The following is a 15,035-nucleotide window of genomic DNA, read 5'->3' as shown; positions in this document are numbered from 1 at the left end:
CATAGGAGACAGATACGGCGATACCGTCGCCCTCATGGCTGTCGAACCCCTCGTCCTGGACGACGACTTCGTGCCCCTCACGGGTGCCGGGCGCACCGCACCCTCGCTCGCGCTGCTCGCCCGGCCCCGCACGGCCGCCGAGGCCGCCGGGGCGGTCCTGGCCCGGGGGCCGCGCGGCGCCGTCGCCCGGGGCCGCGGCCGGTCCTGCGGCGACGCGGCGCAGAACGCGGGCGGCACCGTCCTGGACGTGACCGCGCTGGACCGGATCCGCGGCCTGGACGAGGCGGCGGGCCTGGTGGTCTGCGAGGCCGGGACGGAACTGGGCGCGCTCGCCCGCGCCTTGCTTCCGTACGGGCTCCACCCGCGGACCGGCGGGGGCCCGTGGACGGCGGGCGGGACGGTCGCCTCGGGGTACGGGAACGGGGTCGAGGCGCTCGAACTCCTCGGCGCCGACGGGAAGTCCAGGACCGTCCGGCGCGGCGAGCCGCTCTTCGACGCGACCGTCGGCGGGCTCGGCCTCACCGGCGTCGTCCTCGCGGTGACGCTGGCGCTGCGTTCCGTCGAGACGGCGTACCTGCGGGAGCGGGTCACCCGTTTCCGGGACGTCGACGCGCTGCTCGCGCACTGGACCGCGCCCGGCGCCGTCCCGGAGCCGTACGCGCGGGCGCGGGTCGAGCCGGCCGGGCGGGGCCGCGCCGTCCTCACGACCGCCGCGCCGGTCCCGTACGCCGGTCTGCCCCGGGGCCACCGGGCCCGCCGCACTCCGCTGGCCCCGCCGCCCTTCCCCGGGGCGTGGCCGGGCGGGCTGGGGTCCGGCGGGCTGGGGTCCGGCGGGCTGCGGCCGCTGCCGGGGCTCGCGCACGCGCGCGTGCTCCCGGCGTACGGCCGCGGCCCCCGGGCGGGCTTCGTGCGGTACCGGTGCGCCGTCCCCGAGGGCCGGGAGGAGGCGCTGCGCGGGCTCCTGGCGCTGCTCGGCGACCGGCGCTCCCCCGCCCGGGGCGCCCGGCACGCGCGCGTGGAGCGGGTGTACGCGGACGGGGCGGGGCCGCTGGCGTTCCCGGTGCGCGGCTGGTGCCTGACCGTCGACGTGCCCGCCGGGGCGCGCGGGCTCGGGCGGTTCCTGGACGTGCTCGACGAGCGGGTGGCGGCGGCCGGCGGGCGGGTCTGCCTCGCCGAGGACGCCCGGCTGCGGCCCGCGCTGCTCCCCGTGATGTATCCGCGGCTCGACGCCTTCCGGGGGCTGCGGGCCGCGCTCGATCCCCGGTCCGTGTTCCGCTCGGACCTCTCCCGCCGTCTCGGCCTCTGACCGTCTCGGCCTCTGGCCGTCCCGGCCTCTGAAACCGTTCGACCCGTCAGGAGTGATGCGTCGTGAAGGACGCCTTCGGTGCCCCCCAGTCCCTGCTGCTGCTCGGCGGCACGTCCGCCATCGGGCTGGCCACCGCGCGCCGGCTGATCGCCCGCCGGACCCGTACGGTCTGGCTGGCCGGCCGCCCCTCCCCCGAGCTGACCGCCGCGGCCGGCTCGCTGCGCGCCCTGGGGGCCGAGGTGCGCGTGGTGTCCTTCGACGCGCTGGACACGGACGTCCACGCGGAGCGGCTCGGGCGGATCTTCGCGGAGGGCGACGTCGATCTGGTGCTGCTGGCCTTCGGGGTCCCCGGCGACCAGGCGCGCGACGAGTCGGATCCCGCGGCGGCGGTGCGGGTCGCGCAGACGAACTACACGGGTGCCGTCTCGGCGGCCCTGGTGTGCGCGGGCGCGCTCCAGGCGCAGGGGCACGGTTCGCTGGTGGTGCTGTCGTCGGTGGCGGGCGAGCGGGGGCGGCGCTCGGACTTCATCTACGGCTCGTCGAAGGCGGGGCTCGACGTCTTCGCGCAGGGCCTGGGGGACGCGCTGTACGGGACGGGGGTGCACGTCATGGTGGTGCGGCCCGGCGCGGTGCGCTCGGCGGGGGCGTCGGGTGCGGCGGGGCGGGCGGCGGGGCGGCCGGAGCCGGCGCCGCTGTCGACCACCCCGGAGGCGGTCGCGGGCGCGATCGAGCTGGGGCTGCGGCGCCGCTCGGAGACGGTGTGGGTACCCGCTCCGCTCCGCCTGGTGGCCTCCGCGCTGCGGCACGTACCGCGCCCGCTGCACCGGCGGCTGCCGGTGTGAGTCCGTACGGGACGGACCCTAGGCGGTGCGGAGGGGGGCGCCGCCCTGGCTGGGGACGGCGGCGACGGTGCGGCCGCTGCCGAACTCGTAGTCGTACAGCTTCCGCCAGACGCCGTCCGCGCCCTGCTCGTACAGGGCGAAGGAGGAGCAGGTCCAGGCGGCCTCGAAGCCGGCCAGTTCCTCGTACGCCCGGTCCATGGCCTCCTCGGCGATGCCGTGGGCGACGGTGACGTGCGGGTGGTAGGGGAACTGGAGCTCGCGGACGAGCGGCCCGGCCTCCTCCCGGAGGCGGGCCTGGAGCCGGTCGCAGCCGGCCGTGCCCTCGGCGAGGGTGACGAAGACCACCGGGGAGAGCGGGCGGAAGGTGCCGGTGCCGCTCAGCCGGATCGCGAAGGGCCGCCAGCCGGCGGCGACGCCGGCGAGGTGGGCCTCGATCTCCGGCAGCCGGTCCTGGTCGACCTCGGTGGGCGGGACGAGGGTGACGTGGGTGGGGATGGCGTGCGCGGCGGGATCCCCGAAGCCCGCGCGCCGCTCCTGGAGCAGGCTGCCGTGAGGCTCCGGGACCGCGATCGAAACGCCGAGCGTTACGGTCCCCACGTCGTTCTCCTCCGTCGTCCGTCGAAACGTGTACGTGTGTGGTGGTGCAGCCGCCAGTGTGCGGCCTGCACCACCCTTTCGGCCAGGGCCCCGGGACCCCGCCGACCGGCTCAGTGCTTCGCGGGCAGGAAGCCGATCTTCTCGTACGTCTGCGCCAGGGTCTCGGCGGCGACCGCGCGGGCCTTCTCCGCGCCCTTGGCCAGGACCGAGTCCAGCGTCTCCGGGTCGTCCAGGTATTCCTGGGTACGGGCCCGGAAGGGAGTGACGAAGTCCACCATGACCTCGGCGAGGTCGGTCTTGAGGGCGCCGTACATCTTGCCCTCGTAGCTCTTCTCCAGGTCCGCGATGCCGGTCTCCGTGAGGGTGGCCATGATCGTGAGGAGGTTGGAGACGCCCGGCTTGTTCTCGGGGTCGTAGCGGATCACCGTGTCGGTGTCGGTGACGGCGCTCTTGACCTTCTTGGCGGTGACCTTCGGGTCGTCCAGGAGGTTGATGAGGCCCTTCGGCGTGGACGCCGACTTGCTCATCTTGATCGTCGGGTCCTGGAGGTCGTAGATCTTCCCGGTCTCCTTGACGATGTACGGCGCCGGGACGGTGAAGGTGTCGCCGAAGCGGCCGTTGAAGCGCTCCGCGAGGTCGCGGGTGAGCTCGATGTGCTGGCGCTGGTCCTCGCCGACCGGCACGTGCGTGGCCTGGTAGAGGAGGATGTCCGCGACCTGGAGGATCGGGTAGGTGAAGAGGCCGACCGTGGCGCGGTCGGCTCCCTGCTTGGCGGACTTGTCCTTGAACTGGGTCATGCGGGAGGCCTCGCCGAAGCCGGTGAGGCAGTTCATGACCCAGCCGAGCTGCGCGTGCTCGGGGACGTGGCTCTGGACGAAGAGGGTGCAGCGCTCCGGGTCGAGGCCGGCGGCGAGGAGCTGCGCGGCGGCGAAGCGGGTGTTGGCGCGAAGCTCGGCGGGGTCCTGCGGGACCGTGATGGCGTGCAGGTCGACGACCATGTAGAAGGCGTCGTGGGACTCCTGCAGCGCGACGTACTGCCGGATCGCACCGAGGTAGTTGCCGAGGTGGAACGAGCCCGCGGTGGGCTGGATTCCGGAGAGCGCGCGGGGACGTGCATCAGAGGCCATGCACATCATTCTCTCAGGTGCGGGACGCGATCCCGGACTGCCGGTGCGCCAGGAGTGCGCGGTCGGCGGCGCGCTGAGACGAGGAACACACCGCGCGGCGGCGGGACGGGCCGGACGGGGATCCTCCACTTGCGGAGGGTCCCCGTCCGGCGGCCGCTCGGCCCGTCGAACGGTCGGCCAGTCGAACGGTCGGCCGGTCGAACGGTCGGTCCGGGTTCGGCCGGGCGAGCGGGCGGGCGGACCTGGGGTCAGGCGGGTGGGCCCGGGGGTCAGACGGGCAGGCCCGGGGCCGGGTACGCGGCCATCAGCTCGGCGACCTCGGCGCGGATCTCGGCGAGGGCGGGCTCGTCCTCGGCCGCTGCGGCGGTCACGGCGCGGTCGATCCAGTCGGCGACCTGGTCCATGTGGGCGGGGGTGAGGCCGCGGGAGGTGAGGGAGGGGGTGCCGATGCGGAGGCCGGAGGGGTCGAAGGGCTTCCTGGGGTCGTAGGGGACGGTGTTGTAGTTGGTGACGATGCCGGCCCGGTCGAGGGCCTTCGCGGCGGTCTTGCCGGGGACCTGCTGGGGGGTGAGGTCCATCAGGATCAGGTGGTTGTCGGTGCCGCCGGAGACCAGGTCGAAGCCGCGGGCGAGGAGGGCGTCGGCGAGGGTCCTGGCGTTGGCGACGACGGCGTGGGCGTAGTCGCGGAAGGAGGGCTGGGACGCCTCGCGCAGCGCGACGGCGATGGCGGCGGTGGTCTGGTTGTGCGGGCCGCCCTGGAGGCCGGGGAAGACGGCCTTGTCGAGGGCCTTGGCGTGCTCCTCGGTGGACATGAGCATGGCGCCGCGCGGGCCGCGGAGGGTCTTGTGGGTGGTGGTGGAGACGACGTCGACGTGCCCGACCGGGGAGGGGTGGGCGCCGCCCGCGATGAGGCCGGCGATGTGGGCGACGTCGGCGACGAGGACGGCACCGGCCTCCCGGGCGATCTCGCCGAAGGCGGCGAAGTCGATGGTCCGGGGCAGGGCGGTGCCGCCGCAGAAGATCACCTTGGGGCGCTCGGCGAGGGCGAGGTCGCGGACCTGGTCGTAGTCGATGAGGCCGTTGTCGCGGCGGACGCCGTACTGGACGCCGCGGAACCAGGAGCCGGTGGCGGAGACGCCCCAGCCGTGGGTGAGGTGGCCGCCCATGGGCAGCGCCATGCCCATGACCGTGTCGCCGGGCCGCGCGAAGGCGAGGTGGACGGCGAGGTTGGCCGGGGAGCCGGAGTACGGCTGGACGTTGGCGTGGTCGACGCCGAAGAGGGCCTTGGCGCGCTCGACGGCGAGGGTCTCGACCCGGTCGACGACCTGCTGGCCCTCGTAGTAGCGGCGGCCGGGGTAGCCCTCGCTGTACTTGTTCTGCAGGACGGTGCCGGAGGCTTCGAGGACGGCGGCGGAGACGTAGTTCTCGCTGGGGATGAGGCGGAGCGTGTCGGCCTGCAGCCGCTCCTCGGCGCCGACGAGGGCGGCGAGCTCGGGATCGGCGGCGGAGAGGGCCGGGTGGCGGGGCGGGGTGGTCACGTGTTCCTCCGGGAGTACGTCGGAACGTCCCGGGGCGGGTGCCGCACGGGACGCGGGGCGGTCCCGTGATGCCCAGGCGAGCGGCACCTCGTGTGATGGAGCGCGCGCGGCTCCCCCGGGGTCGGTTCCCCGTACGCCAGTCGCCGCGCGTGCTCACAGCCTAGGGCCTGTCCGACGATTCGCGCCGGGCGGGCCGGGCCCGGCGGGATTCGTCGGACAGGCCCTGGGCGGGCGCGCCGTCGTCCGAGGTTTCTTCGCGGGGCGGGCGAGCGACGATAAGAAAGGGGGCACACCCAGCCCCGGCCGCAGGACGATCGGAGATCCCGTGTCGAGAACGCAAGACGAGATCGCTGCCTCGGACGCGCACAGCGCCCACAACTACCACCCGCTGCCCGTCGTCGTCGCCTCCGCCGAGGGGGCCTGGATGACCGACGTCGAGGGACGCCGCTTCCTCGACATGCTCGCCGGTTACTCGGCGCTGAACTTCGGGCACGGCAACCGCCGGCTGATCGACGCGGCGAAGGCCCAGCTGGAGCGGGTGACGCTCACCTCGCGGGCCTTCCACCACGACCGGTTCGCCGAGTTCTGCGCACGGCTCGCGGAGCTGTGCGGCAAGGAGATGGTGCTGCCGATGAACACCGGGGCGGAGGCGGTCGAGACGGCCGTGAAGACGGCTCGGAAGTGGGGGTACGAGGTGAAGGGCGTGCCGGACGGGCACGCGAAGATCGTGGTGGCGGGGAACAACTTCCACGGCCGGACGACGACGATCGTGTCGTTCTCGACCGACCACGAGGCCCGGGACCACTTCGGGCCGTACACGCCCGGCTTCGAGATCGTGCCGTACGGCGATCTGACGGCCCTGGAGGCGGCGGTCACCGAGAACACGGTGGCGGTGCTGCTCGAACCGATCCAGGGCGAGGCGGGCGTCCTCGTCCCGCCGGCCGGCTACCTGCGCGGGGTGCGGGAACTGACGGCCCGGCGGAACGTGCTGTTCATGGCCGACGAGATCCAGTCCGGCCTGGGCCGGACCGGACGGACCTTCGCCTGCGAGCACGAGGACGTCGTCCCCGACGTGTACATCCTCGGCAAGGCGCTCGGTGGTGGTGTGGTGCCGGTGTCGGCGGTCGTCGCGGACGCGGACGTCCTCGGGGTGTTCCGGCCGGGCGAGCACGGCTCGACGTTCGGCGGCAACCCGCTGGCGTGCGCGGTGGCCCTGGAGGTCATCGCGATGCTGCGGACCGGGGAGTACCAGGCGCGGGCGACGGAGCTCGGCGAACACCTCCACGCGGAGCTGGGGCTGCTTGTGGGGGGCGGTGCGGTGGAGGCGGTGCGGGGGCGGGGGCTGTGGGCGGGGGTCGACATCGCGCCCGCGCGGGGCACTGGGCGGGAGATCTCCGAACGCCTCATGGCCCGGGGCGTCCTCGTGAAGGACACCCACGGCTCCACGATCCGGATCGCCCCGCCCCTGGTCATCTCCAAGGAGGACCTCGACTGGGGCCTCACCCAACTCCGAGAAACCCTCACGACCTGACACCCCGCCACCACCGCGGTTCCGTTGTGGGCATACGTTCCGCCAGAGCGGTGCCCACCCGTCGCTCCAGTTGCGGCGCCGGGCCGCCGTTCCGTTGTGGGCATACGTTCCGCTAGGGCGGAACGGGTGGGCACAACGGAACGGCACCCTTTGCGGGTGCCTCCGCACATGCGCCTGAACCCGCACCGGAACCGCGCCGTATACGGGGTGCGGGTCCAGGCCCGGAAAGCCGAGGCGCGGCAGGGGGCGCCGTCCCTGTGCCCACCCGTCCCGCCCTTGCGGGACGTATGCCCACAGGGACGCCGGGCGCGTGCCCGCACCGGGACCAGGCCCCGCGCGCCGGGGCCTGCGGGTGGGCACCGCCCCAGCGGAACGCATGCCCACAACTACGACGGGCGCGCCCCGCACCAGCGCCAGGCCCCTGCGGGTGGGCACCGCCCCAGCGGGACGCACGCCCACAACGACGACGGGTGCGGGGCCTGAGGGTGGGCACTGCCCTGGCGGGGACGTATGCCCACAGGGACGCGGGGCGCGCAGCCCGCACCAGCCCCAGGCCCCAAGCCTGGACTGCGGGTGGGCACCGTCCTGGCGGGACGCGTGCCCACACGGGACGGCGGGGCGCAGCCCGCAGGGGACGCTGGGCGCGGGGCGCCCCGCGCGGGGGTGCAGCGGGGCGCCGTGCGTACCGGGCGACGCCCGCAATTGCCGGGGCAAGTGCGGGCGTTGACAGGGTGGTTGGTCTAGGCCAATGTGGCGGCATGTCGAGACCTCGCCTGCGCCGCCTCGTGCGCGCCGCACTCGTCCCGCTCGCCCTCCTCGGGGCCGTCACCACCCCCGCGCACGCCACGGAGTGGCCCCCGCCCGCGCCCGTCGTGTCGCGCGTCGAGACGACGGACCCGGTCGTGTTCATCACGATCGACGACGGCTGGTTCCACGACCCCGCCGCCGCCGAGCTGCTGCTCGACCGCCGCGTGCCGGCCTCGCTGTTCCTGCTGCCGGGGGCGTACTCGTACGACTCGGCGTACTTCCACCGGCTGCTCGACCACGGCCGGGTGCGGGTCGAGAACCACACGGTCGGCCACCCGGACCTGACCTCGCTGGACGGGGCCGGGCAGAGGGCCGAGGCGTGCGGGGCGCGGGACGCGCACCTCGCGGAGTTCGGCGACGGGCCGCGGCTGCTGCGCCCGCCGTACGGGGCGTACGACGCGACCACCCGGACCACCGCCCGCGCCTGCGGCGCGAAGGCCGTGGTGACGTGGACGTACGACCTGACCACCTGGGGGCAGTGGACCCCGCCGGCGCCCGGCCTGAAGGCCGGCGACATCATCCTGCTGCACTTCAACGAGACGCTGGAGCAGGACCTGGAGCGGGCCCTGGCCCTCGCCGACGCGGCGGGGCTGGAGCCCGCGCCGCTGCGGGAGTACGTACCGGAGTGAGCGTCAGAGGATGACGTGCGGGAGGAAGCGGGCGTACTCGTCGGTGACGGGGCCCGCCGACTCCCGGATGCCGAGCCCCGCGGCCTCGTCCTCGACGACCCACGCGCCGAGCAGCGTGCGGTTGCCGTCGAAGTCGGGGAGCGGGGCGAGCCCCTGGTAGCAGCAGGGTTCGTCGCGGACGGCGGGCTCGCTGCCGGGCTCGTGCAGGGTGACGCCGGCGCCCTCCCGGCCGAGCAGCGGCTTGGCCGCCCAGCCGGTGGTCGTGGCCAGGTCGCGCGGCCCGTCGAGGTAGGCGGGCAGCAGGTTGGGGTGGCCGGGGTAGAGCTCCCAGAGGATCGCGAGGAGCGCCTTGTTGGAGAGCAGCATCTTCCAGGCGGGCTCGATCCAGCAGGTGGTGCCGGTGGAGCCGCCGTTGTCCAGGGTGGACAGGACGTGCTTCCCGAAGGGGTCGGTGACCAGCCACTCCCACGGGTAGAGCTTGAAGCAGCTGCGGATGAAGCGCAGTTTCTCGTCGACGAAGCGGCGGGAGATCCGGTCCCAGCCGATCCGCTCCACGGAGAGCGCCTCGGTGGCGATCCCGGCCTGCTCGGCGGTCTCCCGGAGGTAGGCGACCGTCATCAGGTCCTCGCCGAGCTCGTCGGTCTCGGAGTGGGCGAAGTGGACGGGGCCGGCCGGCAGCAGCGGCGCCTGGCGCTTCCAGGCGTCGACGAGCCGCTCGTGGAGGGAGTTCCACTGGTCGGCGCCCGGGAAGCGCTCCTCCATCCAGAACCACTGCGGGCTCGCCGCCTCCACCAGGGAGGTCGGGGTGTCCGCGTTGTACTCCAGCATCTTCGCCGGGCCCGTACCGTCGTAGACGAGGTCGAAGCGGGCGTAGAGGGAGGGGAGTTCGGAGCGGCGGCGCCAGGACTCGGCGACCCGCTCGGCGACCTTCGGGTCGGTGATCCCGAGGTCGGAGAAACGGTTCCGCTCGACGATGTGCGCGGCCGCCGCGAGGCACATGGCGTGCAGCTCCTCGACGACCTCCTCCAGCGCCTCGACCTCGGGCAGCGTGAAGGAGTAGTACGCGCTCTCGTCCCAGTACGGGCGCAGCGAACCGTCCGGGTAGCGGGTCAGCGGATAGACGAGCCCCTGCTCCTCGACGATCTCCTGCCAGCCGGGGCGGGGTTCGATGGTGTGCCGTTCCATGGTGCCGGTCCGTCCGTCCGTCGGTCCTGCGTCTCAGCCGCCGCTCGACCCGGAGGACGAGCAGCCGAAGCCGCCGGTCTCGACGGCCTTCCGGTCGAAGCTGCCGCCGGTCACGCGCGCGTCGCGGACGTAGCCGCCGTAGTAGTAGGCGCCGCGGGCGGTGGTGCCGTCGTCATCGTCGTCGCCGAAGGAGCCGGTGTCGCACCGGTAGCCCGGCAGCTCCTCCAGCGTGACCGGGTCCGCGCACCTGCGGTCGGGTTCGGCGCCGCAGGCGGTGATCGTCGCCGCGAGCACGCCCATACCGCCGAGCACCACCGTGCTCGACCTGAGCCTCCGCATGTCCCTCGCCCTCCCCTTCGCATGACCGCGCACTCGTGTGCGCGCCGCGCGCGTCCGCGCGGCCGTTCGTATGACCGCGCGCCTCGCGACCGCACAGTGTAGGCCGCTGTATTCCACCCCCGACACCTAGAGTCGCTATGTGCTCTTGGGGATGTTTTGCGCGCTCGGATCGGCGCTCTGTTTCGGTGCGGCGACCGTGTTCCAGGCCGCCGCCGCCCGCGCCGCCGCGCCCGGGACGGGCAGCGGGGTGGACGTCGGGCTGCTCTGGCGGGCGGTGCGGCAGTGGCGGTACGCGGTCGGGCTCGCGCTCGACGGACTCGGCTTCGTCCTGGAGGTCGTGGCGCTGCGGACGCTCCCCCTGTACGCGGTCGGCGCCGCGCTCGCCGCGAGCCTCGCCGTCACCGCCGCGCTGGCCTCCCGGATGCTGGCGGTGCGGCTCGGCCGGGCCGAGTGGGGCGCGGTGGCCGCGGTCTGCGCCGGACTCGCCCTGCTGGCGCTCGCCGCCGGCCGGGAGGGCCACCGGGAGGGGCCCGCCGCGCTCCCCTGGGTCCTCCTGGGCATCGCCGCCGGGGTGCTGCTGCTCGGCGCGGCCGCCGGACGCCTCCCCGACCGGCCCCGGGCACTGGTCCTCGGACTCGGCTCCGGGCTCGGCTTCGGGGTGGTGGAGGTGGCGGTACGGCTCCTGGACGGGATCGACCTCGCGGACCCGGCGCTGTGGGCGCTGCTGCTCGGCGGCGGCGCGGCGTTCCTGCTCCTCACCTCGGCGTTCCAGCGGGGCGCGGTGACGACGGCGACGGCCGGCATGGTCCTGGGCGAGACGCTGGGCCCGGCGGCGGCCGGCCTCCTCTGGCTGGGCGACGAGACCCGCGAGGGCCTCGGCGGACTCGCCCTCGCCGGCTTCGCCCTGGCCGTCGCCGCCTCCCTGGCCCTCGCCCGCTTCGGCGAGCCGCCGGTGCCCGAGCCCGCGACCGCGACCCCGACCGCGACCGCGACCGAGCCGCCGGGACGGGAACGGGCGGCGGACTGACCGTCAGACGTCCGCGGACCGACCGTCAGGTCCCCGCGGACCGACCGTCAGGCGCCCGCGCCCCCGGCCTCCTTCAGGTACTGCTCGAAGGTGACCCGGCCGGTGGCGTGCCCCGGCGCCAGGTGGCCGCCCGCGCGGAAGGCCCGGTACGTACGGCCGGCCAGGGGGACGGACAGGAGGCGGCGGCTGCGGCCGGTGGCGGCGAGGTGGGCGCGGGCCAGGTCGGCGAGGGTACGCACCTCGGGACCGCCCATGTCGGGGACCCGGCCCGCGGGGTCGCCGGACGCGAGCTCCGCCAGCCGCTCCGCCACCTCGGTCACCTCCACCGGCTGGTCCGAGACGCCGGCCGGCAGCGGCAGCACCAGGGGGACCTTCCCGGCGGCCGCCAGGACCTGCGCCACCAGGTCGTGGAACTGGGTGGCCCGCAGCACGGTCCAGCCGATCCCGGACTGCTCCACCAGCCGCTCCACCGCGTGCTTGGCCCGGTAGTAGCCGAGCGGCACCCGGTCGACGCCGACGATCGAGATGTACACGAGGTGCCGGACCCCGGCGCGGCGGGCCGCCGCGATCAGCGTCCGGGCCGCGTCCTCGTCGCCGCCGCGCGGCGAGGAGGCGCAGTGGACGACGGTGTCGACGCCCGCGAGGGCCTCGTCGAGACCGGCGCCGCTCCGCAGGTCCACGGGGTAGCGCGGCGAGCGGCGGCTCAGCTCGCGCACCTCGTGCCCGGCGGCGGCCAGCCGCGCGCACAGCGGCCTGCCGAGGGTGCCGGTGGCTCCCGTCACCAGGATCGTCTTCGTCGCCGTCGCCATCTCCGGGGCTCCCTTCCCGACGCGGACGCCCCGTTCGCGGAGCGCTCTCACCCACAAGGACCGGCGGGACCCCGCGTCTGTGACAGCCTCAGCCGGCGGCCTCCGGGCGCGCGGCGAACTGCCGGCCCGCGAAGACGAGCTTGTCCGGGTTCATCACCATCCGCACGTCGGTGATGCGGCCGTCGGCGCGGGTCTCCACGGCGGCGACGCCGATGAGCCGGGCGCCGACGTGCAGCACGAGCCCGGGTGCGCCGTTGACCTCGGCGACGGTGAGCACGGAGCCCTCCTCCCGCTTGGCGGCGACACCGGCGAGGAAGCGGAGGACGCGGTCGCGGCCGCGGACGGGACGGAGGGCGGACCTGACCTTGCCGCCGCCGTCGCCCCACCAGACGACGTCCGCCGCGAGGACCTTCTCCAGGCCCGCGAGGTCGCCCTCGCGGGAGGCGGCGACGAAGGACTCGACGAACTCCCGGTGCCGCTCGGGCGCGGGCGCCTCGTGGCGGACGGCGGCCCCGTCCTCCCCGGCCGCGGCGACCCGCCGGGCGGCCCGGAGGTACAACTGGCGGCAGTTGGCCTCACCGAGGTCGAGCAGCCCGGCGATCTCCCGGTGCGGATACCCGAAGGCCTCGCGGAGCACGTACACGGCCCGCTCGGCCGGGGTGAGCCGCTCCAGGAGCAGCAGCAGCGCCATGGACACGTCGTCGCTCCGCTCGACGGCCTCCAGCGGCCCCGCACCGGGCGCGCCGAGCGGCCCCCGGGCGTCGGTGAGCACCGGCTCCGGCAGCCAGGTCCCGGTGTACCGCTCGCGGGTGGCGCGGGCGGAGGTGAGCCGGGTGAGGCAGAGGTTGGTGACGACCCTGGTGAGCCAGGCGCCCGGCTGGACGATGGCGGCCCGGTCGGCCCCGTCCCACCGCAGATAGGCGTCCTGGACGGTGTCCTCGGCCTCCTCCGCGGACCCGAGCATGCGATAGGCGAGCCCGAAGAGTCGCGGCCGGTACGCGGTGAACTCCCGCGCGGCACCTTCCGCACCGCCCCGCGCCGACCCGTCCGAAGTGGAGTACGACATCACACCCCCACCCTGCCAGACACCCACCCCACCAGACCCGGCACCTCGATCACGCGACCCACTTCCCGCCCCGCACCGCCGGCGACCTCGGCAAGCCCCGACGAGGCCCGGCAAGGCCCGACGAGGCCCGGCCGGGGCCTCACCGCTCCAGGGCGGGCGGGACCTCACCGGCCCCGGCAGGGACCCGGCCCCTCACGGACCGCCGCCTGTGCCGCGAACCCAGCAGGGACCGGCCGAACCTCGGCGGTCCCGACCCCCACGCCTCCGCTCGCGGGGGGCTTCAGGGCGGGCGGGATCATCGGGCCCGGCAGGGGCCTGCCGCTCGCGGCACGCGTGAACCGCCTCCTCCACCGCGCCCCCGGCGAGGCCCGGCCGAACCCCGACGCCCCGGCCCGCACCGCCGCGCTCGCCGGCGGCGGCGCATCGCAGCGCGGGCGGGGCATCACCGGACCCGGCAGGGGCCCGGTCGCGCCCGCCGTGCCTCACTCCTCCTCGGGGTCCCGGTCCGTGTCGAGGCCCTCCAGGACTCGGCACAGGGAGTGGAGGGCGCCGTGCCAGGCGCTGTCGGGTGGGGTGCCGTAGCCGACGACCAGGCCTTCCAGGGTGCGTCGGGACTCCGGGTGGCGGAAGTGGCCCAGGCCCTGGACCGCGAGGCCGTGCCAGGCGGCGGAGCGGAGGGCGGCGGCCTCGGTGCCGGGCGGGAGGGAGAGGACCGCGTGGAGGCCCGCCGCGATGCCGCCGACGCGGATGCCGGGGGCGCGGTCGGCGAGCGCGGCGACGAGCTGGTCGCGGCGGTGCCGGTAGCGCAGCCGCATCGCGCGGACGTGCCGGTCGTGCGCGCCCGTGGCCAGGAAGTCGGCGAAGGCGAGCTGGTCGGGGGTGCCGCACATCCAGTCCACCACCGCCCCCTTGGCGGCGACGACCTCGTCCACCAGGCTCTCCGGGAGCACCATCCAGGCGAGTCGCAGTCCGGGCGCGAGGGACTTGCTCGCGGTGCCGAGGTAGACGACCCGCTCGGGGTCGAGGCCCTGAAGGGCTCCGACGGGCTGGCGGTCGTACCGGAACTCGCCGTCGTAGTCGTCCTCCAGGACGTAGCCGCCGGTCGCCCGCGCCCAGTCGACGACGGCCGTCCGCCGGTCCGGCGGCAGCGCCCCGCCGAGCGGGAACTGGTGGGCGGCGGTCAGCAGCACCGCGTCCGGGGCGAGGGACGGCAACTCCTCGACGCGGGTGCCGCGTTCGTCGAAGGGCAGCGCCGGGGTGGCGAGCCCGGCGTCCCGCAGCAGCGCGGCGTGCGGGCCGAGGCCGTACGACTCCACGCCGACGGCCCGTGCCCCGCGCCCACGCAGGGCCCGGCCGATCAGCATCAGGCCGTGCGCGAACCCGGAGCAGACCACGATCCGTTCGGGCCGCGCGTGGACGCCCCTGGCGCGGGCCAGGTACTCGGCGAGGACCGTCCGCAGTTCCTCCCGGCCATGCGGATCCCCGTACCCGAAGGCCTCGTTGGGCGCGGTGGTGAGCGCCCGCCGGTACGCCTTCAGCCACGCGGCGCGCGGGAAGGAGGCGAGGTCCGGGGTGCCGCTCCGGAGGTCGTACGCGGGTGGCCCCGCCCGCCGCCGCGAGACCCTCCACGCGGCGCCGCCGGGAGTCGGACCGGCGGGAGTCGGGCCGCCGGGCTTCGAACCAGCGGGCATCGGACCGGCGGGCATCGGGCCCGTCGGCGGCGCACCGGCTGAAAACGCACCGGCGGGTGGCGCACCGGCTGGGGGCGCACCGGCGGGTGGCGCACCGGCTGGGGGCGCACCGGCTGGGGGCGCACCGGCTGGGGGCGCACCGGCTGGGGGCTGGCCGATCGGGGGCGTCGGCTGGGGCGCGGCACGTCCGGCCCCATCGGCATCGGCATCGGCATCGGCATCGGGCTCCGCCGCCGGGCGGAGGCCCGCGCGGCCCGCCACCCGGGTGCCGGAACCCTGGCGTGCGGTGAGCCACCCCTCGGCCACCAGTTCGGCATACGCGTCGGCGACGGTGTTCCGGGCCACCCCGAGGTCCGCCGCGAGCTGGCGCGAGGAGGGCAGCCGGGTGCCTGGTGCGAGGCGTCCGCTCCGCACCGCCTCGCGCAGAGCGTCCATGAGGCCCGCCCTGAGCCGGGTGCCGCGCAGGTCCAGATGGAGGTCGGCGCCGAAAGTGGCCCAGTCATCCCGCATGAGAATGGACCATACTCGCATGCCATCCGCT

At 75.4% G+C, this 15,035-nt stretch carries 13 protein-coding genes and 1 riboswitch; of the genes, 5 read left to right on the top strand and 8 right to left on the bottom strand.

Annotated elements, in window-relative coordinates:
• The first annotated feature begins 55 nt into the window (after positions 1 to 55).
• Together HHL19_RS12570 and HHL19_RS12565 are read left to right on the top strand one after the other, a co-directional pair.
• Complete coding sequence (locus HHL19_RS12570) at positions 56 to 1,306, top strand: FAD-binding protein (RefSeq protein WP_169089017.1); 1,251 nt, start codon at positions 56 to 58, stop codon at positions 1,304 to 1,306.
• Positions 1,307 to 1,368: 62 nt separating this feature from the next.
• The gene (locus HHL19_RS12565) at positions 1,369 to 2,148 is read left to right on the top strand and encodes an SDR family NAD(P)-dependent oxidoreductase (protein WP_169088679.1); all 780 of its coding nucleotides are present in this window, start codon (positions 1,369 to 1,371) and stop codon (positions 2,146 to 2,148) included.
• An 18-nt stretch (positions 2,149 to 2,166) separates the two neighbouring features.
• Here the strand turns inward: HHL19_RS12565 and HHL19_RS12560 are convergent, their stop codons facing one another.
• From HHL19_RS12560 to glyA, 3 genes are all read right to left on the bottom strand, one after another.
• Positions 2,167 to 2,745 carry a 2'-5' RNA ligase family protein gene (locus tag HHL19_RS12560; protein WP_169088677.1) on the bottom strand — a complete coding sequence of 193 codons (579 nt, stop codon included), beginning with the start codon at positions 2,743 to 2,745 and terminating at the stop codon, positions 2,167 to 2,169.
• A 110-nt stretch (positions 2,746 to 2,855) separates the two neighbouring features.
• A complete protein-coding gene (trpS, locus tag HHL19_RS12555; RefSeq protein ID WP_169088675.1) occupies positions 2,856 to 3,872 on the bottom strand; it encodes a tryptophan--tRNA ligase in 1,017 nt (338 codons plus the stop codon).
• Between the two features lie 269 nt (positions 3,873 to 4,141).
• Entirely contained in the window at positions 4,142 to 5,410 is a 1,269-nt protein-coding gene (glyA, locus tag HHL19_RS12550) for a serine hydroxymethyltransferase (protein WP_169088673.1), read from the bottom strand.
• A 63-nt stretch (positions 5,411 to 5,473) separates the two neighbouring features.
• A riboswitch (ZMP/ZTP riboswitch) is annotated at positions 5,474 to 5,564 on the bottom strand.
• Between the two features lie 171 nt (positions 5,565 to 5,735).
• Between glyA and rocD the strand changes: the two genes are divergently transcribed.
• Together rocD and HHL19_RS12540 are read left to right on the top strand one after the other, a co-directional pair.
• Positions 5,736 to 6,941 (top strand): ornithine--oxo-acid transaminase, encoded by a 1,206-nt coding sequence (rocD, locus tag HHL19_RS12545; RefSeq protein ID WP_169088671.1) that lies wholly within the window; start codon positions 5,736 to 5,738, stop codon positions 6,939 to 6,941.
• 758 nt (positions 6,942 to 7,699) lie between these two features.
• The gene (locus HHL19_RS12540; RefSeq protein ID WP_169088670.1) at positions 7,700 to 8,377 is read left to right on the top strand and encodes a polysaccharide deacetylase family protein; all 678 of its coding nucleotides are present in this window, start codon (positions 7,700 to 7,702) and stop codon (positions 8,375 to 8,377) included.
• A gap of 3 nt (positions 8,378 to 8,380) precedes the next feature.
• Here HHL19_RS12540 and HHL19_RS12535 read toward each other — a convergent pair whose 3' ends face one another.
• Entirely contained in the window at positions 8,381 to 9,562 is a 1,182-nt protein-coding gene (locus HHL19_RS12535; protein WP_169088668.1) for a glutathionylspermidine synthase family protein, read from the bottom strand.
• Positions 9,563 to 9,595: 33 nt separating this feature from the next.
• Entirely contained in the window at positions 9,596 to 9,901 is a 306-nt protein-coding gene (locus HHL19_RS12530) for a hypothetical protein (RefSeq protein ID WP_169088666.1), read from the bottom strand.
• A gap of 151 nt (positions 9,902 to 10,052) precedes the next feature.
• On the opposite strand from HHL19_RS12530, the gene HHL19_RS12525 reads away from it, so the two are divergent.
• On the top strand, positions 10,053 to 10,928 hold the full coding sequence (locus tag HHL19_RS12525; protein ID WP_206324859.1) for a hypothetical protein: 876 nt from the start codon (positions 10,053 to 10,055) through the stop codon (positions 10,926 to 10,928).
• Between the two features lie 47 nt (positions 10,929 to 10,975).
• Here the strand turns inward: HHL19_RS12525 and HHL19_RS12520 are convergent, their stop codons facing one another.
• The 3 genes from HHL19_RS12520 to HHL19_RS12510 all read right to left on the bottom strand — a co-directional run bounded on the left by HHL19_RS12520 (position 10,976) and on the right by HHL19_RS12510 (position 15,004).
• Positions 10,976 to 11,737 carry an NAD(P)H-binding protein gene (locus HHL19_RS12520; protein WP_169088662.1) on the bottom strand — a complete coding sequence of 254 codons (762 nt, stop codon included), beginning with the start codon at positions 11,735 to 11,737 and terminating at the stop codon, positions 10,976 to 10,978.
• Between the two features lie 88 nt (positions 11,738 to 11,825).
• A complete protein-coding gene (locus HHL19_RS12515; RefSeq protein ID WP_169088660.1) occupies positions 11,826 to 12,803 on the bottom strand; it encodes an RNA polymerase sigma-70 factor in 978 nt (325 codons plus the stop codon).
• A 482-nt stretch (positions 12,804 to 13,285) separates the two neighbouring features.
• Entirely contained in the window at positions 13,286 to 15,004 is a 1,719-nt protein-coding gene (locus HHL19_RS12510; RefSeq protein WP_169088658.1) for a PLP-dependent aminotransferase family protein, read from the bottom strand.
• Positions 15,005 to 15,035: the final 31 nt, after the last annotated feature.

Origin of the sequence: Streptomyces sp. R302 (assembly GCF_012927245.1) — a bacterium.
Classification (GTDB): Bacteria; Actinomycetota; Actinomycetes; order Streptomycetales; family Streptomycetaceae; genus Streptomyces.
Note: the sequence above shows the minus strand (reverse complement) of the source record. Positions and strands in the feature narration are given on the sequence as shown.